Genomic DNA, 22931 nt, shown 5'->3' on the forward strand with positions numbered 1-22931 from the left:
CCATCTTGCCATGCCCATCGAGTCGCATTTGCTGACATCATGCCCCGTCGCCTGCGGAGAAACGCATGATCGAATCGGTTTGGCCCTATCTGGCCGTCATGCTGCTCGTCGCGGGCTTCTGGCCGGCGATCGAGCGACGGTTCGGCTGGAAGGTGTTCGAGGTCCTCCCGCCCATCGTGCTGACCTACCTCAGCGTCACCGCCCTGTCGGTCGCCGGACTCTGGTCGGCATCGCCCGGCATCCACGCCGCCCAGTCGGTCATCGTGGGGCACCTGGTTCCCGCCCTGCTCTTTCTTCTGATGATCGGCTGCGATCTGCGCGCGATCTTCCGCCTGGGTCCGCGGGTGCTCGGCGTGTTCGTCTGCACCTCGATCAGCCTGTTTATCGCCTTTATCGTGGCCTTCCTGCTGTTCCGTCACTGGCTGCCGGGCGATGGCTGGAAACCGCTGGCGTCTCTTTCGGGCAGCTGGGTGGGCGGAACGGCCAACCTCATCGCGGTGAAGCAGGCCATCGGCATGTCGGACACCTCACTGGCGACCGCGCTGCTCACCGATGCGCTCTGCTATTCGATGTGGGTGGTGGTGCTGTTCTCCGTTGCACGCCTGGCACCGGCGTTTAACCGCTGGACACGTGCGACCTCCAGTGCCGACCTCATCGTGACCGAAACCGCACCGCGTGCGCCGGCGACCATGGACGGCGTGCTGCTTTGGCTGGGCTTCGCGCTGCTGGTGGCGGCACTGGCCCTGGGCGTGGCCGCGCGACTCCCCGTGGGCAGCATGGTCTCCGCGACCACATGGACCATTCTCGTCGCGACGGTCGCCGGTCTGATCGTCGCGCATACGCCACTGGCACGCTTGCCCGGCGCACAAGCCGTGTCGAGCGCCCTGCTGATTTCCGTCGTCGCCGTGCTCGCCTCGCAAAGCAGCTTCGCCGGTATCGCCGCCGCGCCGATCTACCTGTTGTGCGGGGTCACGGTGATCGCGTTGCATGCCGTGCTCCTGTGCGCGGCGGCGCGCGTGTTCCACTTCGACCTGTATCTTTGCGGCATCTCCTCACTGGCACATATCGGCGGCGTGGCGGCCACACCGGTTCTGGCCGCGACGTATTCGCGCTCGCTGGTACCGGTCGGCATCCTGCTGGCGCTGCTGGGTTATATCCTTGGTACCGGCTTCGGCCTCGTCGTCGCGGCCGTGCTGTCCAGACTCGCTATCTGACCGGGATCCCCGCATGCCCCTGTTTCGCCATCGCCTGCTGTTCGCCGCCCTCCTCGCCGGATTTCCGGGGATGGCGTCGCTGGCGAGCCCACCACCGATCGTCGATACGGGCATCCCCGGCGTGACGGATGCCCAGCTCTCGCCAGACTGGTGGGTCGCACGGCTGCCGGACGCGGATCGCGTCGTCCTCGACGCGCCATCCATCGCGGCGCTGAACGATAAGCTGCGGCGCCTCGATCCCTCGATGCACGACATCCGCCATCTGCCATCGTCGCTGACGCGCGACCAGGTCATGGTCTGGATCGACAGGGTCTCTCAGCGCCCGGCCCGTGCGTTGTTCGACGCGAAAGGCCAGTCACTGCCGGCGAGCGCCATCGATTCGATACTCGCCAACGATGCGACGAACGCCATTCCTTCAGAAGTGACACTGCGCTATGGCATGGCCGTGCGTCGCGCACCGCTACGCAGCCATGCCACCGATGCGCGCGTGTTCACGCAGCCCGTCGATACCGACATCGATCGATTCCAGGAAAGCGCGCTTTTCCCCGGCGACCCGGTAGTCGTCGTGCACAGCAGTGCCGATGGTCGCTGGGTGTTCGCGGTCAGCGCACGCTACGCGGCATGGACACCGGCCGAGGCGATCGCCTATGGGACGGCGGCGCAGGTATTTGCCCATGCCGACGCCACACCCTTCCGCGTCATCACCGGCGCCGCACCGCACACCGTGTTCACGCCCGAGGCACCCGCGCTCTCGGAGCTGCAGCTGGACATGGGCACGCGCATCCCGCTGGACACGTCGCTGTCGCCAGGCCAACCGGTCAACGGACAGCATCCGTATACCTCATGGGTGCTCAGCTTGCCGGTGCGCGACGCACAAGGCGCTCTGTCCTTCCGGCCCGCGCTGCTCCAGCGCAATCAGCCCTCCGAGGCCGACTATCTTCCGCTCACCCGCGCCAACGTGATTCGCCAGGCGTTTCGATTTCTCGGCGAGCGCTACGGCTGGGGGCATGATTTCAACGGCCGCGACTGCAGCGGATTCGTCTCCGACGTTTATCGCAGCATGGGCGTGCAGATGCCGCGCAACACGGGCGACCAGGCGTCGAGCCCGGGTCTTTCGCACACGGCATACACGTCGAAGGACGGTCACGATGCCCGCGTCGCCGCGGCGATGGCGCTTGAGGTCGGTGACCTCGTCTACATTCCTGGCCACGTGATGATGGTGATCGGTAAGGTCGACGGCCAGCCGTACGTGATTCACGACGTCGGTGGTATCAGCCTCCGTGAGGGAAACACCACCCTGCATCGCATCAAACTCAACGAAGTTTCCGTCACCCCGCTACTGCCACTGATGTTCGACAAGGACACCAGCTTCGTCGATCGCATGACCAGCATCGTCCGCATCCGGTGAGGCCGTGCCATGAAGATCGTTGAGATCCGTCTGTCCATGCTTCGCGTTCCGCTACGCACACCGTTCCGTACGGCGCTTCGTGAGGTGGACAGCGTGGAGGACATCGTCGTGACAGTCCACACCGATGATGGCCATGTCGGCTACGGCGAGGCGCCTCCGACGGCGGCGATCACCGGCGAGACGCATGCGTCGATCATCGCAGCCGTACGTCGGCATATCGCGCCGCGTCTCATCGGCGAGGACATCGCCGATCTCAACCGCGTCGTCGGCCTCATTCAAAGCGCATTGGAAAAAAATACGAGCGCCAAGGCAGCCGCGGAGATCGCCATTTACGATCTCTGGGCGCAATACCACGGCGCACCGCTTTACCAGCTGCTCGGTGGCGGTCATCCACGGCTATCCACCGACCTGACCATCAGCGTGAACGACGTCGACACGATGGTCGCCGATGCACTGAACGCCATCGCCCGTGGCTACACCTCGCTCAAGATCAAGATCGGCAAGAAGATCGACGACGATATCGTCCGGGTGCGGGCCATTCATACCGCCGTCGGCGAATCGGCGCTCTTGCGTCTCGACGCCAACCAGGGCTGGACCGCCGCGGAAGCGGTGCGCGCGATTCGCCAGCTTGAAGACGCGGGCGTGCGCATGGAGCTGGTCGAACAACCTGTGAAAGCGCACGACCTCGAAGGCCTGCGACACGTCACGCGCCACGTCGATACGCCGATCATGGCGGATGAGAGTGCCTTCGGCCCGAAGGATCTGCTCGAACTCATCCGCCTGCGCGCCGCCGACATCGTCAACATCAAGCTGATGAAGACGGGCGGCATCTCGGGTGCACTGCGAATGGCCGATATCGCCGCCATGCACGGTATGGAATGCATGATCGGCTGCATGCTCGAAAGCAGCATCAGCGTGGCGGCGGCCGTTCATGTGGCCGTCGCAAGATCCAACGTCATCACGAAGATCGACCTGGATGGACCCTCGCTGTGCACGTTCAATCCGGTGGACGGCGGCGTCGACTTCGATGAGTCGCACCTATCCATACCGCCTCTTCCGGGCCTGGGCATTCGCTCGATTCGCGGCCTCGAGCCTCTCTGAATGGTGATCCGCATGCGTCGCCTCCCTCGCTTTCTGCTTGTATCGCTTCTTCTTTCGATCACGGGGCTCACCATCGCCTTCGAGGCGCCCGTGGCCTGGTCGGTATCGCGGCAGATGATCGTGGTCACCACGGAGAACTGGGACGCCACGCAGGGCATGCTGCGCCGTTTCGAACGCGAAGAAAGTGGCTGGCGGGCGGTCGGATCGCCGGTGCCGGTCACGATCGGCAAAGGTGGCAGCGCATGGGGCATGGGACTGCATCCGCCGCAGACCGACGGCCCGACGAAGGTCGAAGGCGACGGGCGCAGCCCGGCGGGGATATTCCGGATCGGCGAAGCTTTCGGTTACGCGGAACGAAACGGCACGGCGCTCCCCTACCGGGGGCTCACGGCGTCCGACTATTGCGTCGATGTCGACGGCTCGCCGTATTACAACCAGCTGGTCGATGAAAACAAGGTAGGCCATAGCGCGGTCGAAGAGGCCACGGAGGCGATGCGGCGCGACCTGCACTTCAACGGCGACCACGCCTATCGCATCGGTTTCGTCATCGAGCACAACGCCGGGGGACGCAAGGGCGCGGGCAGCTGCATCTTCGCGCACCTGTGGAAGTCACCGACATCGCCGACCGCCGGATGCACGGCGATGACCGACGAAGCCATGGAAGGACTGCTCGCGTGGCTCGACCCGAATAAGAAACCCGTGTTCGTGCTGCTGCCGCGAGGCGAATACGCGAGGCTTCGTGGCGCCTGGAATCTGCCGGCGCTCTAGGGCGCCAGGTGGTCACTCATTGACCAGCGAAACGCAAGTCGGTGGTGGGAAAGACGAATCGTCGGTTATCCACACCCTTATGCAGATCGTATCCACATTCGCTGTGGATAAGCGCGCTCTAGTCGCCGGGGCGGTGGGCAAAAAATAAGCAGCGCAACGCAACCGACTGTCACGCGGCGGGTTTCCGGAGTTATGCACATGCTTATGCAGCGACTGTCCACACAGGCTGTGGATGAATGGCCATCGCCCCCGACTCTCGCTGTCAGCGAATGAAGCGATCCATGTGAGCACTTTGCCAGCGGCGTGTTTCGCCGACAGAAGAGCCCATAACGAAAGGCTAAGCTGCCTGGCCTGTCTTTCCAGCACACGGAACCGTGATGACTGATACGCGCCGCCTCAGCTGCCCGAACATGGCCTTCGCCCTCATGCTGCCCATGTCCCTGCCGGTACTCGCTGCCGAAGGCGACGCCAGCGCGCCGATACCGCCTCGGCTCGACATCCATCTCTTCGTACACGATGACGTCCGGCACTACATGTCGCACGAACGGATACACGCCGGTTATGTCGCGTGGTGGCTTGCCGACATGAGCAAGGTCGTGCCGTTCGCGCGCATCGAGGTGCGTTACCTTCCGCCGGTCAACGGCGTTACCGACATTCCTTACATGCACGATGCCGCGCTGGGCGACTGGACCCACACCGTCATGGCCTGGGCCGACCGCGAGGGGATGACGCCCAGCCATACGCGCAAGTTCCTCCTGATCACCCCCCAGGTACCGCAGCCAGGCGCGTCAGGCATTGCGTGGCAGGGTGGCAGCACGGCGATGGCATCGATCAACGGGCGTTACCGGGTGGTGGCTCACGAGCTGGGCCACCTGTTCGGCGCAGACCACGAGCATGGTGCGGTCAACTACACGGGAGGCTGGTGGTGCGAGAGCAACATGTATGCCTCATCCCTGAGCCTGCGCGGCAACTGCTACACCTATACGCCGGAGAACCAACGGCGCATGCGGAAGTACATCATCGAAAACCCCGGAGCGGACGTCGGGAGCCGACGAGGCCCGCTGGTCGCCGACTGACGCCCGCTGATCAGGAAATGACCAACATGAGCTAACCGCTTGCCCACATTGGGCATCCCCGACTTATGCACAGCGTTATGCAGGCGGTATCCACACAGGCTGTGGATGAAATGCGCGCATAAAAAAACCGCGACCCGAAAGCCGCGGCTCTTTAGGCTCGCCGAAGCGAACGGGGTATTACTTCATCAGACCCGCGAGGGTCTTGCCGAGGTCGGCCGGCGACTTGACCGTGGTCACGCCTGCCTTCTCGAGCGCGGCGAACTTGGCTTCCGCCGTGCCCTTGCCGCCCGAGATGATCGCACCGGCGTGGCCCATGCGCTTGCCCGGAGGTGCCGAGGCGCCCGCGATGAACGAGACGACCGGCTTCCTGACGTACTGGCTGATGAACTCAGCCGCGTCTTCTTCGGCGCTGCCACCGATTTCGCCGACCATGATGATGCCTTCGGTCTGCGGATCGTCCTGGAACAGCTTCAGGCAGTCGATGAAGTTCAGACCGTTGATCGGGTCGCCACCGATGCCAATGCAGGTGGACTGGCCGAGGCCTTCGTTCGTGGTCTGGAACACCGCTTCGTACGTGAGGGTGCCCGAACGCGAGACGATGCCGACCTTGCCCGGCTTGTGAATGTGGCCCGGCATGATGCCGATCTTGCACTCACCCGGGGTGATGACGCCCGGGCAGTTCGGACCGACGAGCACGACGTCCGGGTGCGACTTGAGCACGTTCTTCACGCGCATCATGTCGAGCACCGGAATGCCTTCCGTGATCGTGACGATGATCTTGATGCCGCCGTCGATGGCTTCGAGGATCGAGTCGGCCGCGAACGGGGGCGGCACGAAGATGACCGAGGCGTCGGCACCGGTCTGGTCGACTGCGTCACGCACGGTGTTGAAGACCGGCAGACCGATGTGCTCCGAGCCACCCTTGCCCGGCGTGACACCGCCGACGACCTTGGTGCCGTAGTCGATCGCCTGTTCGGCGTGGAAGGTACCCTGCTGTCCGGTGAAACCCTGGACCAGGACCTTGGTGTTCTTGTTGATCAGGACGCTCATTAGAATTCGCTCCTCAGGCCGCTGCGGCCACGGCCTTGCGGGCCGCATCGTTGAGATCGTCGGCCGGCGTGATCGCCAGACCCGAGTTGGCCAGGAGTTCGCGACCCTTTTCGACGTTCGTGCCCTGCAGGCGCACGATCACCGGGATCTGCAGACCCACTTCCTTCACCGCGGCGATGATGCCTTCGGCGATCAGGTCGCAACGGACGATGCCGCCGAAGATATTGACCAGGATGGCCTTCACCTTGTCGGAGGACAGGATCAGCTTGAACGCTTCGGAGACGCGCTCCTTCGTGGCGCCGCCGCCGACGTCGAGGAAGTTGGCCGGCTCGCCGCCTGCCAGCTTGATCACGTCCATCGTGGCCATGGCCAGACCGGCGCCGTTGACCATGCAGCCGATCGTGCCGTCCATCGTCACGTAGTTGAGGTTGTGCTGGACGGCGGCCGCTTCGGCGGCGTCTTCCTGCGTGAGGTCGCGCATGGCGGCCAGGTCGGCGTGACGGAACTCGGCGTTGTCGTCCGAGTTGACCTTGCCGTCGAGGGCGGCGAGGTTGCCGTCTTCGAGAATGGCGAGCGGGTTCAGCTCGACCAGGGCCAGGTCCTTCTCGTTGAACAGCTTGTACAGGCCAAGCATGATCTTGACGAGCTGACCGACCTGCTTCGGATTCAGGTCCATCTTGAACCCGAGATCGCGGCACTGGTACGGCTGCAGGCCTTCGACGAAATCGACCTGGAAGGTGTGGATGTCTTCCGGGGTTTCGGCGGCCACCTGCTCGATGTCCACGCCGCCGTGCTTGGAGGCGATGAAGGAGATCGACTTGGTGTCACGATCGGTGAGGATCGAGAGGTACAGTTCCTTCGCGATGTCGGTCGCGTCGGTGACCAGGACCAGGTTCACCGGCAGCGCACGGCCGGCGGACTGGTAGGTTTCCATGTTCGTGCCGAGCATGCCCTTGGCAGCGGCGCGCACGTCGTCGAGACTGCGGCAGAACTTGACGCCACCGGCCTTGCCGCGACCGCCGGCATGGATCTGGGCCTTGACCATCCACTGCGAACCACCAAGGTGCTTGGCGGCGTCGACAGCGGCATCGGGAGAGTTGGCAACCTTGCCCGGCGGCACGGCGATGCCGTACTTGGCGAACAGTTCTTTAGCCTGGTACTCGTGGAAATTCATTCGATACCTCGAGCGAACGGGAGAAGCGTGTGAATGCATGCGGGCCGGGAGCGGCCTGCACGGGAGTGGGGGATGAATCGATCGATTGCGCCAAAATGACGCAATACGGCCGCGTATTTTCCCGGAAGGCGCCCCGGATGGAAAGAGGCGCCGCGACATTTCGTCGCTTTTCGCCCTTTTTCGCTGCTGGAACTGCGTGTTGCCCCGGGGTCGCCGCCGCCTATACTGGCGGTCATCGAGGCCCTGGGGGGCCACCGGCGGAGAACCACCCACGTGTCCACGCCCGCGCCGACCATGGCCGCCCGCTCCCGTGCGGTGCAGACCACCGCACGCCACGAACTGTTCTTTTTCAACTACTTCCGGCTGGGCCAGGCGGCGGTCTACACCGCCCTGGCGTTCCGTCCGGAGCACATGAACTGGCCGGCGCTGCCGGAACCCGTCTTCGCCCGGGTGCTCGCGCTGGCCTACCTCTTCGCCGCCCTGATCATGGTCTCCCGAACCCGGGGCACGTTGCATCGCCCCGTCCTCATCGTTTCGATCGGTCTGACCCTGGATATCGCAGCCGCCTTGCTCGCCCTGGTGCTGATGCACGATGTCCGCATGGGCGTGGCGATGATGCTGGCCGTCAACATCGCGACGGGCGCGCTGCTGCTGCCCTTCCGGCTGTCGATGTTTTTCGCCGCGCTGGCCACCCTGGGCATGCTCGGCCATTCCCTGTTCGACCTGGAAGCCGCCGCCAGTTCGGACCGCGAGCTGGTGGAGTACGCGCTGTTCGGCGCCGCCTATTTCGCCTGCGCATCGCTGTGCTATGTGTTGGGGCGCAACATCCGCGCGTCGGAAGCCCTGGCCGAACAACGTGGCATCGATCTGGCCAACCTGTCCCAGGTCAACGAACTGATCATCCGTCGCATGAAGACCGGCGTGCTGCTGGTCGACGAAGGCAACCGGATCCACCAGCTCAACGAGTCCGCATGGATGCTGATGGGCAATCCTTCGGCGGAGCAGCGCGACCTGGGGAGCCTGGCGCCCGAGCTGTCGCGGCGCCTGTACCACTGGCGCACGTCCGGCAAGCTGGACGAGAGCGCGACCATGCTGGCCGATGGCACCCCCGAGGTGATCCCCCGCTTTTCCCGCCTGGCGCCCAACGACGACTCGCACGTCCTGATTTTCCTCGACGATACGTCGCTGGTATCGCGCCGCGCCGAGGAACTCACCCTCAGCTCGCTCGGCCGGCTGTCGGCCTCGATAGCCCATGAGATCCGTAACCCGCTGGCGGCGATCCACTATTCGGCGCAGCTGCTGGCCGAATCCACGGACATGAACGACACCGACCTGCGCATGGTGGAGATCATCAACAACCACTGCTCGCGCCTCAACGAGATCATCGAGAACATCCTCCAGCTGTCACGGCGCGAGCGCTCCCGGCCGGAAACCCTGGACCTGAGCCAGTGGGTGCATCACTTCGTAACCGAGTACCGGCAAGGGAACGATCTGGGCGCGGACATCCTGCGCGCGGTGTCCGGCAGTGAGCCGGTCGCCGCCGTCGCTGACCCCCAGCACCTGCAGCAGGTCATCTGGAACCTGGTCCAGAACGCGCTGCGCTACGGCCGCCTGCCCGGCGAACCGGCGCGCGTGATGCTGGTGGCGCGCCATTCCGAAGCCGGAATTCCCATCCTCGAGGTGATCGATCGCGGCCCGGGCATCCCGCCGAAGGTGGCGGCCCAGATCTTCGAGCCGTTCTTCACCACCCACGAATACGGCACCGGGCTTGGTTTGTACCTGGCCCGCCAGATGACCGAAGCCAACCAGGCCGCGCTGGAATATGTGCGGGTCGCAGGGGGTGGCAGCTGCTTCCGGATCAGCCTGACGCCGCCGGCGCGTACCGCCGCCTCGGTCCCCCTGGCGGCCCGCGCGTGAACGCCGCGCTTTGCGCAGGCCGCCCGGGCGGTTACATTTGTCCCCATTACCGAACCTTTCGGATCCAATGAGCAAGCAGTCCGTACTGGTCATCGACGACGAGCGGGATATCCGCGAGTTGCTGACCATCACCCTTGGTCGAATGGAACTCGACGTGGACGCTGTGGGCAGCGTCACCGAAGCGCGGAATGCGCTGGCCTCCCGTCGCTACGACCTCTGCTTCACGGACATGCGCCTGCCGGACGGCAGCGGCCAGGAGATCATCGAACTGATCGCCGCCAGCCACCCGGATATGCCGGTGGCGATGATCACCGCCTACGGCAACGTCGACGCGGCGGTGAACGCGCTGAAGGCGGGCGCGTTCGATTTCGTCTCCAAGCCGGTCGACATCCACCTGTTGCGTCGCCTGGTGCGAACCGCGCTGCGTCTCTCCGAGGAGCGCAAGTCGGAAGCCGGCGCGAGGGGCGTTCCCGGCGCCGATCGTCTGATCGGCGATTCGCCGGTGATGGTCGAGGTCCGCGGCAAGATCGCCAAGCTGGCCCGCAATCAGGCGCCGGTCTACATTGGTGGCGAATCGGGCGTCGGTAAGGAACTGGTCGCGCGCCTGATCCACGAACTGGGCCCGCGTGCCGCCGGCGCCTTCGTGCCGGTGAACTGCGGCGCCATTCCTTCCGAACTGATGGAAAGCGAGTTTTTCGGTCACCGCAAGGGAAGTTTCACGGGTGCTCACGCCGACAAGGAAGGCCTGTTCCAGGCCGCTCAGGGCGGCACGCTGTTCCTCGACGAAGTCGCCGAACTGCCCCTGCACATGCAGGTGAAGCTGCTGCGCGCCATCCAGGAAAAAGCGGTACGTCCCATCGGCGGACGCGACGAGATCCCGGTCGACGTGCGCATTCTTTCCGCCACGCACAAAAATCTGGCGGGGCTGGTCGAGCAGGGTCTGTTCCGACAGGACCTGTTCTATCGCATCAACGTCATCGAACTGCGCGTGCCGCCTCTGCGCGAGCGTCGCGGCGACGTGCCGAAGCTGGCCGAGTTCGTGTTGAAGCAGCTCGCCGTAGAATCCGGCGGCGGCGCCCCGGGCCGCCTGCAGCCCGATGCGCTTGCCGCGCTGGAGGCGTACCAGTTTCCCGGTAACGTCCGCGAACTCGAGAACATCCTCGAGCGCGCGATGGCGATGTGCGAAGGCGATATCATCGAAGCGGATGATCTGATGTTGCCGCAGCGTGTGGCGGTGCCAGCGCCTGCTACCGCCGATCCGGCCGCTCCAGCCAACGGCGCGGCCGCCGTCGTGGCGCCAAGAGCGGCAAGCGGTGCTGACGGATCGCTCGAAGACTTCATCTCGAACATCGAGCGCGACACCATCATCAAGGCACTCGAAGAGTCGCGCTACAACAAGACCGCGACGGCAAAGAAGCTCGGCATTACCTTCCGCGCGCTGCGCTATAAGCTCAAGAAGCTCGGGATCGACTGACCGGCGATCAGCCGGGACGCGAAGCGCGTCCCGGCCTCTTGCGCGTTCGGAGCCACGCCTGCCAGGCGACGTAGCCGCGGCGGCAGGCAAGCGTCAGCCCCCAATAGAACACCACCGCCATCAAGGCATTGAGTACGAGCCATCCGAAAAGTGGCCAGGCTCTATGGAACTCGAGCTCCGGCGACGGAAGTCCAAGCCATGGAGTGATAAAGAGCGGGACGCCCATCACTCCCCGCACGATGTCGAAGTGGATTCCTTCGACACACCGGGGAGAGTCACACGACGTTTGCCAGAGAAGCACCAACACAGCGAGCACCAGGTGCAGCAGGGATCCTGCGGTGAACCATGCGATACGCGTGCGACAAGCCATCCTCCGCTGAATGGCTCTCGCTTTCTTGTGTGTGTCCCAGTACATCAGGCACCCCGGAGAATTAATGGGTGCCCACGTTACTTAGCGACAGAAGCCCGCGATATGGAAGGATTCTGAAAAATCAGCCTGATTTCGCTTCGCTCGCCTCAAGCGCCTCGCGCACCTTGCGCAGCAACGCCCTGGACTGGATCGGCTTATCCAGCACGTACAGATGATCCAGCTGGGGCAGTTCGTCGAGGTTCGGCGGTGAATCCGGGCGCGCGAGCAGCAGTACCGCGCGACTGTAACCGTGCTCGAGCAAGGCGGCCAGCGTGCGCACGCCGGTGAACAGGTTCATGTCCGCGTCCATGACGACCAGGTCAGGAACACCGTGCGCTTCGATCCACTGCAATGCCGCCGTACCACTCTGGCTCGCGCCGGCCTGGTAGCCATAAGCGTCCAGCGTATCGACCAGCAGCGACAACTGCACCGCCTCTTCGACGACGACCAGCACACGCTCGGCTTCGCCCTGGAGCGACGCGTCCATGATCGATGCCGGCGCCGAATCTTCCTCGTCGCTGCTTAGCGGCAGGTAAAGATGAAACTGTGTGCCCTCACCCAGAACACTGCGAACACGCATGAGGCCGCCGTGACTGGCGACGATGCGCTTGCATGACAGCAGGCCCAGACCCGTTCCGCTTTCCTTCGTGGTGAAGAACGGCTCGAACAGGCGCGCGAGCACTTCCGGCGGCATGCCCAGACCGGTGTCGATCACCGACAGGCGCAGGTAACGACCTGGAAGCGGCTGTTCACCCTCGAGGAAGAAGTCATCCGCGAGGTTGGCTTGCGCCGTCTCGATGCGCAGCGTGCCGCCGGCGGGCATCGCCTGGAAGGCGTTGAGGCTGAGATTGAGCAGGCACTGCTGCAACTCGGTATGGTTGCCCTCGAAGGTCACATCCGGATCGAAGACCTCCACGCTCATCTGCACCGTGCGTGGCACGCTACCCTGGAGCAGCAGCTTCAGCGCATCGAGCAAGGCGCCCAGGCGAACCTGCTCCGCACGGCGCGCGCCGCGCGCGAACGACAACATCGACGACACCATCTCGAGCCCGCGTCGGCCGCAATCGCGAACCAGCGTACCCAGACGCGCGAGGCGCGGATCGTCGGCGTAATCCTCAAGCGTGTCACCCGCAAGCAACAGCGGCTGCAGAAGATTGCGAAGATCGTGACTCAGGCCACCCGCCAGCAACGCGAGGCTCTCGAAGCGCTGGGCGCGAATCAGTTCCTGTTCGGCACGTGCACGGGCACGCTTCTCTTCACCCTCGCGCAGCGCGCGGCGCACCGCCGACGCGAGGCGCGCCGTATTGTGTTTGAGGATGTAGTCGGTCGCGCCGTTGCGCAGTGCCTCGATAGCCGCCTCTTCACCCAGCGTCGCCGAGATGAAGATGAAGGGAGTCGCGACGTCGCGCTCGCGCAACAGCTGTAGCGCACGCTCGCCGCTGAAAACGGGCAGGCTCAGGTCGGAAAGGACGATGTCCGGATGGAAGTCATCCAGCCCGGCGATGAACGCGGCCTCCTCGTCGACAAGGAGCACCTCGTAATCGAGTCCGTCCTGCTCCAGTTCGGACAGGATGAGCTCGGCATCGAACTCATTGTCCTCGACCTGAAGGATGCGCACCTTGTTGTTCTTGCCCTGCCCGCCCATGTCAGTCGCTCGGCTCGTTGGTGGGAATCACTCGCCTTCCGGGCGCTGGTTCAGCACCGCCCAGAAGTGGCCGAGGGTCTGCACGGCCGTGAAGAACTGCTGTACGTCCACGGGCTTGAGCACGTAGGCGTTGACGCCGAGATCCCAGCTGCGGGCAAGATCGCTCTCTTCGCGCGACGACGAGAGGATCACCACCGGCAGACGCTTCCACTTTTCCTCGGCACGGAGCTCCTTCAACACTTCGAGCCCATCTTTGCGCGGCATCTTGATGTCGAGCAGGATCACCGACGGATCGCCCTCCGGGCGATTCGCGTACGGACCGCGGCGGTGCAGCCAGTCGAGGCAGTCGACGCCATCCTCGACGTGCACCACGGGATTGGCGAGCTTGGCCTCACGCAGCGCATCGATGGCCATCTCGGCATCGGCCATCGAGTCTTCGACGATGAGGATCGTGCGCAGGTCGCGCTGATTCATGAGTCACCTGTCTGGGCACCCGGAACGTCGGATACCGGCAATGAAAAATGGAAAGTGGCGCCGCGATCGGTTTCCCCCTCGGCCCACGTCCGCCCACCATGGCGCGCGATGATGCGTCGCACATTGGCCAGGCCGATACCGTTGCCCGGGAACTCCGAGGCACGATGCAGGCGCTGGAAAACGCCGAACAGCTTGGTCGCATACTGCATGTCGAAACCGGCGCCGTTGTCGCGCACGGTGAATTCGTAATCGCCCGCGGACGTACGCTCCAGCGTGACCTCGATGATCGCGCGCTCGCGGTTGCCCGTGTATTTGACGGCATTGCCCAGCAGGTTCTGCCAGACCGTACGCAGCATATTCTCGTCACCGACGACGATCGGCATCGGCGCGATGCGCCATTCGATCTGACGGTCGCGCGCTTCGGTTTCGACCAGTGCGCGCGCCTCCTCAACCAGCGACTGCATGTCGACCGGTTGCAGGCGCAACGCGCCACGGCCGAGGCGGGAGAACACCAGCAGATCGTCGATCAGCTGTGCCATGCGCCGTGACGAACTGCTGATCACGTCGATGTAATGCTTGACGCGGTCGTCCGACCGGTCGGCGAGGTGCGCTTCGAGCTTGCCCGCGAAGCCGGCGATGTGACGCAAAGGCGCGCGCAGATCGTGCGATACCGAGTAGCTGAAGGCCTCCAGTTCGCGGTTGACGTCGGAGACCTGCTCGACCTTGCCTTCGAGCTGGCGATTGAGCTCGCTCACCTTCTGCTCGACCAGCGCGCGCGCCGTGATGTCGCTGACGGTCAGCAGTACCGCCGGGGCATCGCTATCCGATTCTTCGATGCGACGGGCGTTGATGACGACGAAGCGATCGATGCCATCAACCGTGCGCTGGGTCAGCTCGTAATCCCACAGCTCGCGATCGCGCGCCACCACGTCGTTCAGGCGCTGCAGCAGCGAGGTATCGCTCCATGCGCCGTCGCCGATCTCGTTGAGGGGCGGATTCTTGTCGCTCTCGGTATCGAAGCCGTACAGCTCGGCAAACGCGTTGTTTACCAGCAGCGTACGCAGCGACGCGTCCAGCATGGCGATCGGCTCGCGTACCGCCTGGACGATCAGCTGCGACCGATGCACGGCGCCCGATGCCTTGGATTCCGCTTTCAGACGGATCGCGATCTGGCGCTCGGAGACGACCACGACGATCGCCAGCAGGGCGATCTGCGCCAGCGATGCGATCAGCAGCACCGTACGGTTGTCCGTGGCCGAATCGACCGCCTGGCCGCGACGCTGTTCCAGCAGGGCCGATTCCTCCGAGAGCAGATCGATCACCGTCTGCCGGATGGGGAAGAGGATCCTGAGGTCTTCCATCGTCCTGAAGGCGCCATCGCGGTCGCCCGCCTTCAGCTGCTGCAAGGCCTTTTCACTGAGCGAGGCGCGACTATTCGCGGTCGCCTCGAGGCCACCCAGGCGCATGAGCTGCTCGGGATTGTCGGCCATCATCGTACGCAGTTCGGCGATGAGGCCGGGCACCAGCTTGCGGGTGGCCAAAACGCGTTCTTCCAGCGCCTGATCGGGCGGCGCCCCGGCGACGAGGCTGTAAGCCGCCGCTTCGCTACCGCGCAGGATCGCATCGGCGCGGTAGACGTTGGCCTTGATCTCAGCGGTATGGGTGACCCAGTCACGCGTGGTCAGCGCGGCATCCGAACTCGACCGGTTGACGACGTAGGGCAGCGCGACGATGACCAGCACGGCCGCGAGCAAGCCCGCGATCCGCCAGCGCGCTCCGATCCTTACCATCATGCTGCCGTCATCCCCACAACGATACCTGCCCTGTTAAGGGCACGATTATAGACGCGGGATGTCTTGATTCGCTGACGGAACACGGCACGACCCCTGAAACACGAGGACGGGCGCGCCATTCCCCACTGCCTGCCGGAACCGGCAGGAGAGATGAGGAATGGCGCACCCGTCCTTATGGAGGTCTGCTTTTTGCCCAAAAAGCCGTGAAGACATCGTGAGCGCAGTCGTTACAGTCTCAGGGTGCTGCATCGCTCATGGAATAAGGCGCCGAGGCCGGACCCTGCCCCCAACCCTTCGCCGGCTCGGCCTGCATGCTGAAGTGCAGCTCGCCACCGGCGACGATCTCTTCGTGGCGGATGAACGTCCGGTCCAGCGGCTTGCCGTCCAGCGTGACCTTGCCCACGTACGGATGCTTCGCATCCAGGTGGTCGGCCGAGACCGTGAAGTGCTTGCCACCCGGCAGATTCAGCGTGGCCTTCTCGACGAACGGCCGACCGATGACGTACTGGTTGCTGCCTGGCGCCACCGGATAGAACCCCAGCGAGCTGAAGATGTACCAGGCCGACATCTGCCCCAGGTCGTCGTTGCCGACCAGGCCGGTCGGCGTCGGTGAGTACTGGGTCTTCATGATCTGGACGAGGCGCTCCTGGGTTTTCCAGGGCTGACCCGCGTAGTCGTAGAGGTAAGCGACCTGATGGCTCGGCTCGTTGCCGTGAGCGTACCAGCCGATCAGGCCGGTGATGTCTTCCACGTGCGCGAACGATTTGGGGTCGACCTTGGCGTCGAAAACCGAGTCCAGCTTCCTGACGAAGGCGTCCTTGCCGCCCAGCGCGTCGATCAGGCCCTTGACGTCCTGCGGCACGTACCACGAGTACTGCCACGCATTGCCTTCGGTGTAATCGCTGCCATAGGCGGCCGACGACGGGTCGAACGGCTCGCGGAAACCGCCATCGCTCTTGCGGGCGCGAAGGAAGCCGGTCTTCGTATCGAAGCTGTTCTTCCAGTTGCCGGCACGCTTCATGAAGGTCGCGGCGACATCGTCCCTACCCATGGCCTTGGCCATCCGTGCCAGCGACCAGTCGTCGAACGCGTATTCGACCGTCTTGGACGCCGCCTCCGGTTGCCGATCGATGGGCACGTAACCGAGCTTCATGTAGTCGTCGATGCCGCCATACGGCCCGTACGTGGCGCTGGCCACCATGGCCTCGAGCGCCTTATCCGGGTCGTAGCCACGGATGCCCTTCATATACGCATCGGCAATGACCGGTACGGCGTGATAGCCGACCATGCACCAGGTTTCCATGCCCTGGTAGGCCCAGATGGGCAGGATGCCGAAGGGGCTGGACTCGCGCGAGGCGATCAGTGAACTGACGAACTGGCTGCTCATGTCGGGGCGCAGAAGCGTGATCAGCGGCTGCTGGGCGCGATAGACGTCCCATAGCGACCAGGTCGAATAGAAATCGAAGCCCCTGGCCGTGTGAACCTGGTTGTCCGGGCCGCGGTACTCGCCGTTGACGTCCATCGACAGGCTTGGCGAGATCATCGAGTGGTACAGCGCGGTATAGAACATCCTGCGACTCTCGGCCGGCGCCTTGACGTCCACCGTGGACAGCACCTTCTCCCACGACTGGCGGGCCTCCACGCGGCGGGCATCGAAGTCGAAACCTTCACCGTCCTTATCGAGGTTGGCCACGGCGTTGTCTTCGCTGACGGAGGAAACGGCCACCTTGACGATCAGCGGCTTGCCGAGGTCACCGAAGTCGAACACGCCCTCGAGCGCACGCCCGGTCATGGCGTCCGCGTCTTCCGCCCGGTTTCCCGGACCGCCGAAGCCCCGGTACGGCACGTTCTCTTCGCGGTTCTTCAGACTGCGCGACGTCATCGGCTGGTTGAAACGCATCGCGAAATACAGCTGACGACCGGGAGCCCAGCCCCGCGTGGTGCGGCCGCCGGTGACGGTACCGTCCTTACGCACGCGAACCGAGGACCAGAGCACCTTGCCGTCGTAGTCGTAGATGCTGGGACGCAGGTCGAGCAGCAGATGGGCCGGCTTGCCCTTAGGGAACGTGTACCGATGCCAGCCCACCCGTGAGCCGGCGGTCAGCTCGGCACGAACGCCATAGTCGGCCAGCGTGACGGCGTAGTAACCTGCCTCGGCTTTCTCGCTCTTATGGTCGAAACGCGAGCGATAGCCGCTGCCGGGCTGGTCGGGGGAACCGGGATCCAGCTTGACGTCGCCGGCGATGGGCATGACGAGCACGTCGCCCAGATCGGAATGGCCGCTGCCGGAGAAGTGCGTATGGGAAAAACCCAGAATGCTCGAGTCGCCGTACTGATAGCCGGCCGCCCATTTGTAGGCGTGCTTGAAATCGGGCATCGCCGTGTCCGGCGAGAGCTGGATCATGCCGAAAGGCACGGTCGCACCGGGGAACGTATGACCATCGCCACCCGTGCCGATCGTGGGGTCGACGGCCTCGAAGGCACCGGACGGTTTGTCCGCGGTGGCCGCGAAGGCGAGGGCCGGCAGGGCCAGGGCGAGGGCGGCGGACAGCAGGCCGCGGCGCAGACAGGTGGAGCTCGGCATCGATGGTTCCCCTCAGATCGTTTGGATCGTGACAAACAGGTCGAACGTAGCAAAGATAGCGCGGCTGCGCATGTTGCAGTGCGTGATGCATCCCGAACCCTACCGCGCGATGATCGCCCGGTTTAGATCGTTTGAAGGAGCCACAATGCCCAGGATCACCCCGCAACGCCGCAAGGTCACGCTCGCCGATATCGCGCTGGGCTGCGACGTGTCGCGAGCGACGGTGTCCCTGGTGCTGCGCGGCAGCCCCCTGGTGAACTCCGCCACCCGTGCTCGCGTCGAGGCGGAGCTCAAGCGCCAGGGCTACGTTTATAACCGCGCCGCCGCCAATCTGCGTCGCCGGACGTCCTCCAGTATCGGCCTGGTGATCAACGACCTGGGCAACCCGTTCTTCGCCGAATTCGCCGCGGGGGCCGATGAGGCCCTCGCCAGCGCGGGTTACGTCACCCTGCTCGGCAATACGGGGGAATCCCCCGATCGCCAGCAGGCGGTACTCAACTCGCTGGTGGAACACGGTCCGGCAGGCATCATCCTCTCGCCCGCCGAAGGCAGCGAGGGTGAACAGGTGCTGGCCGCGGTGGGTATGCACACGCCCCTGCTGGTGTTCAACCGCGAACTCCCGGACGATGAGGGCGCCCATCGCTGGGACACGCTCGAGATGGACAACGAGCACGGCGCCCGACTGGCGACCGAACACCTCATCGCGCTCGGCCACGAGCGCATCGCCTTCTTCGGCGGCCACCGCGATTCCAGCTCGGTCGCCCAGCGCCGCCGCGGCTACGCGGGTGCCATGCAGGATGCGGGACTCAAGGTCGATCCCAGCTGGCTGGTGGAGAGCGCGCCCACTCGCCTCGAAGCCGCGCGGCAGACCGGCGCCCTGTTCGCACGCGATCCCGCGCCTACGGCGGCGGTTTGCTACAACGACGCCGTCGCGCTCGGGCTTATCCTTGGCCTGACCAAACGCGGCCGGCGCCCGGGCGAGGACTTCGCTCTGACCGGTTTCGATGACGTCGCCGAGGCCTCGGTATGCGTGCCGCCCCTGACCACCATCGCGGTCGATCCGCGTGGCCTGGGCCGGCGCAGCGCCGAGCTCATTCTTGAAAGACTTACCAACCCCGAGACGGACACCGCTTACACGATCGCGCCAGTACGGCTGGTCGTACGCGAAAGCAGCTGCCCGCCGTCTTCTCCCTGACCCACCAACTGGAGCGCCCCATGGCCACCGGATCCACGCCATTGCCCACCTCTTCGCCCTCGTCGGCGAATTCGGGCGACACCCGCTACACCTATTTCCCGCTCGCTCTCGGCGTGATGACCACGATCTTCTTCATGTGGGGCTTCCTCACCTGCCTGAACGACATCCTGATCCCGCACCTTAAGGGTGTGTTCGAGCTGAACTACTTCCAGGCGATGCTCATCCAGTTCACGTTCTTCGGTGCGTACTTCATCATGGGCCTGCCCGCGGGCAAGCTGGTGGCGGCCCTCGGTTACAAGAAGGGTATCGTCGCCGGCCTGATCATCGCCGGCATCGGCGCGGCGCTGTTCTGGCCGGCCGCCGGCATGCGCGTGTATCCGATCTTCCTCGGTGCGCTGTTCATCCTGGCCACCGGCATCACCGTGCTGCAGGTTGCCGCCAACCCCTACGTCGCACTGCTCGGTCCGGAGAAGACGGCCTCCAGCCGCCTTACGCTCGCCCAGGCGCTGAACTCGTTCGGCACCTTCCTCGCGCCGTTCTTCGGCGGTGTGCTGATCCTGTCCAACGCCGTGAAGAGCAGCGACGACATCGCCAAGCTCAGCGCCGCCGAGCAGGTGAGCTACCGCGCGACCGAAGCCAGTGCCGTGCAGGTGCCGTACATCGGCCTGGCCGTGGTTCTGGTGGTGATCGCCATCGGCGTCTACCTGTTCAACCTGCCCAAGCTGGAAGAAACCACCGAGAAGGCCGACGAAAGCCACCACTCGCTGATGGACGCCCTGAAGACCCCGCACGTGTTCTTCGGCGTGCTCGGTATCTTCTTCTACGTCGGCGGCGAAGTGTCGATCGGCAGCTTCATGATCAACTACCTGCAGCTGCCGGAAATCGGCAACATGACGGGTGAAGTCGCCGCCTCGCACGTGGCGTTCTACTGGGGCGGCGCGATGGTCGGCCGCTTCATCGGTTCCGCCCTGCTCGCGAAGTTCTCGCCGCGCGTCCTGCTGGCCGTGTTCGCCGCGATCAACGTCCTGCTCGTCATCACCACGATGGTGACCACGGGCACCGTGGCCGTGTACAGCATCGTCGCCATCGGTCTGTTCAACTCGATCATGTTCCCGACGATCTTCTCGCTGGGTATCGAGCGCATGGGTCCGCTCACCAGCAAGGCGTCGAGCCTGCTGATCATGGCCATCGTCGGTGGCGCGCTGATCCCGGTCATCCAGGGCGCGATCGCCGATCACATCGGTCTGCAGCACGCCTTCTTCGTCCCGCTGATCTGCTACGCGTACATCGTGTTCTACGGCCTCAGTGGCTCGAAGATCCGCAACGTCCCGGTCGCCGCCAAGGCCGGTTGACGCTCCTGACGACGGCCGGCGCGATGCCGGCCGTCGTCTTTCCAATCCCTCGCCCGAAAAGGACAGGCCGTACGCATGTCTTCCATCCTCTGCTTCGGCGAGGCGCTGATCGATTTCCACGCACAGCCCCAGGGCGGCGCCGGTCAGCCTCCCGCCTTCGTTCCTTTTGCTGGCGGTGCGCCCGCCAACGTCGCTGTCGCCGCCGCCCTCCTTGGTGCCACGGCACGCTTTGCCGGCATGCTCGCGCGCGACATGTTCGGCGACTTCCTGCTCAAGAGTCTCAAGGATCTCGGTGTCGGCACGGACGACGTGGCCCGCACCGACGAGGCGCGCACCGCACTCGCTTTCGTCGCGCATGACGACAAGGGCGATCGTAGCTTCAGTTTCTACCGTCCGCCCGCCGCGGACCTGCTGTTCCGTCCCGAGCACTTCCGTGCCGGGGCCTTTGACGATGTGTCGATCTTTCACGTCTGTTCGAATTCCCTGACCGAAGCCGCGATCGCCGCGACCACGGTCGAAGGCATGCGTCGCGCCCGGACCGCCGGCGCGCTGGTCAGCTTCGACATGAATCTGCGACCCGCCTTGTGGCCGAAGGATGAAGCGCCGCTGCCGCGCCTCTGGGAAACGCTGAACGAAGCCGACGTGATCAAGCTCAGCGCCGAGGAGTTCGCGTTTATCCACGCGGGCGCCGGCTCCGACGATGCCGTGCTCGAGCGCCTCTGGCGCGGCAAGGCGCGCCTGCTGCTCGTCACCGACGGCGGCGAACCGATGCGCTGGTTCACCCGTGAGGCAAAGGGCGAACTGAAGGGCTATGCGGTCGAAGCCGTGGACACGACCGCCGCCGGCGATGCGTTTGTCGGCGGCCTTCTCGCGCGTCTCGACCATGAAAAGGTCACACCGGCCAGCTTCGACGCACTGATCGCGGACGAAGCACGCCTGGTCGACCTCGTCCGTTTCGCCGCCGCCTGCGGCGCGATTACCGCCACCCGCAAGGGCTCGTTCACCGCCATTCCCGAACAGGCCGAAGTGAAGGCCTTCATGGAGAAGCACGCATGACGACTGTCCCCCTCCCCGATTTTCACAACGTCGATGTCCTCCGCGACCATGTCGCAAAGACCATGGCGTTCTACAAGCCGAACGAAGTCGACCCCGCGGGCGGCTTCTTCCAGTACTTCAAGGACGATGGCTCGGTCTACGACAAGACTCACCGCCACCTCGTCTCCAGCACGCGCTTCGTGTTCAACCACGCGATGGCCTACCTCGAGTTCAGCAAGCCCGAGGACAAGGAACTCACCATGCACGGGTTGAAGTACCTGCGCGAGGTGCATCTGAATCCGGAAACCGGCGGTTACGCCTGGACCATCGCCGACGGCAAGCGCGACGACCAGATGAACCACTGCTACGGCCTGGCCTTCATGCTGCTGGCCTATTCCTGCGGCGTCAAAGTCGGTTTCAACGAGGCGAGGGCGTGGCAGGGCGAGATCTGGGATCTGCTCGAGAAGCGTTACTTCGAGCCGACGTACGGTCTGTACCGCGACGAGGCCGACAAGGACTGGAACTTCACCGGTTACCGCGGCCAGAACGCGAACATGCACATGACCGAGGCCATGATCGCCGCGTGGGAAGCCACGAAGGACGACCGCTACCTCGACCGTGCGCTGCTGCTGGCCGAGAACATGACCCAGCGTCAGGCAGGCCTCACGCCCCAGAAGCTGGTGTGGGAGCACTACCACAGCGACTGGACGATCGACTGGGAATACAACCTCGACAATCCCAAGCATCTGTTCCGTCCCTGGGGTTTCCAGCCAGGCCACCAGACCGAATGGGCCAAGCTGCTGCTCATGCTCGAGCGTTACACCAGGGGCACGCCGAAACATAAGCCGTGGCTGGTGCCAACCGCGAAGCATCTGTTCGACGAGGCGCTGGCCAAGGCCTGGGACGGCCAGTATGGCGGCATCGCATACGGATTCTCGCCCGAGGGCGACGTCTGCGACGACGACAAGTATTTCTGGGTGCAGGCCGAATCGCTCGGTGCCGCGCAGCTCCTGTTCGAGACCACGGGTGAGAAGAAGTACGACGAGGCTTACGAGAAGATCTGGGCTTACAGCTGGGAGCACTTCGTCGATCACACGTATGGCGCGTGGTATCGCATTCTCAAGCGCAACAACGAGAAGTACGACGACGAAAAGAGCCCCGCCGGCAAGACCGACTACCACACGATGGGCGCGTGCTACGAAATCATGGCCTCCCTGCGCCGTATGCAGAGGTGACAGGGCCTGTGCGAAACACGGATGCGG

At 64.5% G+C, this 22931-nt stretch carries 17 protein-coding genes; 11 read left to right on the plus strand and 6 right to left on the minus strand.

The genetic code is table 11. The features are described from left to right. Positions 1–65 precede the first annotated feature (65 nt). The 5 genes from FA87_RS15265 (at position 66) to FA87_RS20010 (ending at position 5567) form a co-directional block, all read left to right on the plus strand. A complete protein-coding gene (locus FA87_RS15265) occupies positions 66–1214 on the plus strand; it encodes a DUF819 family protein (RefSeq protein WP_043695697.1) in 1149 nt (382 codons plus the stop codon). Between the two features lie 13 nt (positions 1215–1227). Next, positions 1228–2622: an SH3 domain-containing protein gene (locus FA87_RS15270; protein WP_043695699.1), complete on the plus strand. Its 1395-nt coding sequence runs from the start codon at positions 1228–1230 to the stop codon at positions 2620–2622. A 9-nt stretch (positions 2623–2631) separates the two neighbouring features. Beyond that, positions 2632–3723, plus strand: coding sequence for a dipeptide epimerase (locus FA87_RS15275; RefSeq protein ID WP_043695702.1), 1092 nt, complete (start codon positions 2632–2634; stop codon positions 3721–3723). Between the two features lie 12 nt (positions 3724–3735). Further along, positions 3736–4491 (plus strand): L,D-transpeptidase family protein, encoded by a 756-nt coding sequence (locus FA87_RS15280; RefSeq protein ID WP_043698262.1) that lies wholly within the window; start codon positions 3736–3738, stop codon positions 4489–4491. A 377-nt stretch (positions 4492–4868) separates the two neighbouring features. Then, on the plus strand, positions 4869–5567 hold the full coding sequence (locus FA87_RS20010; protein WP_052191377.1) for a reprolysin-like metallopeptidase: 699 nt from the start codon (positions 4869–4871) through the stop codon (positions 5565–5567). A gap of 177 nt (positions 5568–5744) precedes the next feature. Here FA87_RS20010 and sucD read toward each other — a convergent pair whose 3' ends face one another. Beyond that, entirely contained in the window at positions 5745–6617 is an 873-nt protein-coding gene (gene sucD / locus FA87_RS15295; protein WP_043695705.1) for a succinate--CoA ligase subunit alpha, read from the minus strand. 13 nt (positions 6618–6630) lie between these two features. Beyond that, complete coding sequence (gene sucC, locus FA87_RS15300) at positions 6631–7791, minus strand: ADP-forming succinate--CoA ligase subunit beta (RefSeq protein WP_036110570.1); 1161 nt, start codon at positions 7789–7791, stop codon at positions 6631–6633. Positions 7792–8085: 294 nt separating this feature from the next. Between sucC and FA87_RS15305 the strand changes: the two genes are divergently transcribed. Together FA87_RS15305 and FA87_RS15310 are read left to right on the plus strand one after the other, a co-directional pair. Next, the gene (locus FA87_RS15305) at positions 8086–9708 is read left to right on the plus strand and encodes an ATP-binding protein (RefSeq protein ID WP_043695708.1); all 1623 of its coding nucleotides are present in this window, start codon (positions 8086–8088) and stop codon (positions 9706–9708) included. 67 nt (positions 9709–9775) lie between these two features. Next, positions 9776–11182 carry a sigma-54 dependent transcriptional regulator gene (locus FA87_RS15310; protein ID WP_043695710.1) on the plus strand — a complete coding sequence of 469 codons (1407 nt, stop codon included), beginning with the start codon at positions 9776–9778 and terminating at the stop codon, positions 11180–11182. Positions 11183–11673: 491 nt separating this feature from the next. Here the strand turns inward: FA87_RS15310 and FA87_RS15320 are convergent, their stop codons facing one another. From FA87_RS15320 to FA87_RS15335, 4 genes are all read right to left on the minus strand, one after another. Further along, on the minus strand, positions 11674–13236 hold the full coding sequence (locus FA87_RS15320) for a hybrid sensor histidine kinase/response regulator (protein WP_043695714.1): 1563 nt from the start codon (positions 13234–13236) through the stop codon (positions 11674–11676). Positions 13237–13263: 27 nt separating this feature from the next. After that, positions 13264–13710: a response regulator gene (locus tag FA87_RS15325; protein WP_036110558.1), complete on the minus strand. Its 447-nt coding sequence runs from the start codon at positions 13708–13710 to the stop codon at positions 13264–13266. Then, a complete protein-coding gene (locus tag FA87_RS15330; RefSeq protein ID WP_043695716.1) occupies positions 13707–15503 on the minus strand; it encodes an ATP-binding protein in 1797 nt (598 codons plus the stop codon). The genes FA87_RS15325 and FA87_RS15330 overlap by 4 nt, the downstream gene beginning before the upstream one ends. A gap of 235 nt (positions 15504–15738) precedes the next feature. Further along, positions 15739–18087: a GH92 family glycosyl hydrolase gene (locus tag FA87_RS15335; protein ID WP_043695719.1), complete on the minus strand. Its 2349-nt coding sequence runs from the start codon at positions 18085–18087 to the stop codon at positions 15739–15741. A 145-nt stretch (positions 18088–18232) separates the two neighbouring features. On the opposite strand from FA87_RS15335, the gene FA87_RS15340 reads away from it, so the two are divergent. The 4 genes from FA87_RS15340 to FA87_RS15355 all read left to right on the plus strand — a co-directional run bounded on the left by FA87_RS15340 (position 18233) and on the right by FA87_RS15355 (position 22904). Continuing rightward, positions 18233–19282, plus strand: coding sequence for a LacI family DNA-binding transcriptional regulator (locus tag FA87_RS15340; protein WP_036110551.1), 1050 nt, complete (start codon positions 18233–18235; stop codon positions 19280–19282). Positions 19283–19398: 116 nt separating this feature from the next. Next, positions 19399–20634, plus strand: coding sequence for an L-fucose:H+ symporter permease (gene fucP, locus FA87_RS15345; RefSeq protein ID WP_239709178.1), 1236 nt, complete (start codon positions 19399–19401; stop codon positions 20632–20634). Positions 20635–20709: 75 nt separating this feature from the next. Then, positions 20710–21690, plus strand: coding sequence for a carbohydrate kinase (locus FA87_RS15350; protein WP_043695721.1), 981 nt, complete (start codon positions 20710–20712; stop codon positions 21688–21690). After that, the gene (locus tag FA87_RS15355) at positions 21687–22904 is read left to right on the plus strand and encodes an AGE family epimerase/isomerase (RefSeq protein ID WP_043695723.1); all 1218 of its coding nucleotides are present in this window, start codon (positions 21687–21689) and stop codon (positions 22902–22904) included. Before FA87_RS15350 ends, FA87_RS15355 begins: the two co-directional genes overlap by 4 nt. Positions 22905–22931: the final 27 nt, after the last annotated feature.

It is taken from the genome of Luteibacter sp. 9133, from assembly GCF_000800155.1.
Classification (GTDB): Bacteria; Pseudomonadota; Gammaproteobacteria; order Xanthomonadales; family Rhodanobacteraceae; genus Luteibacter; species Luteibacter mycovicinus.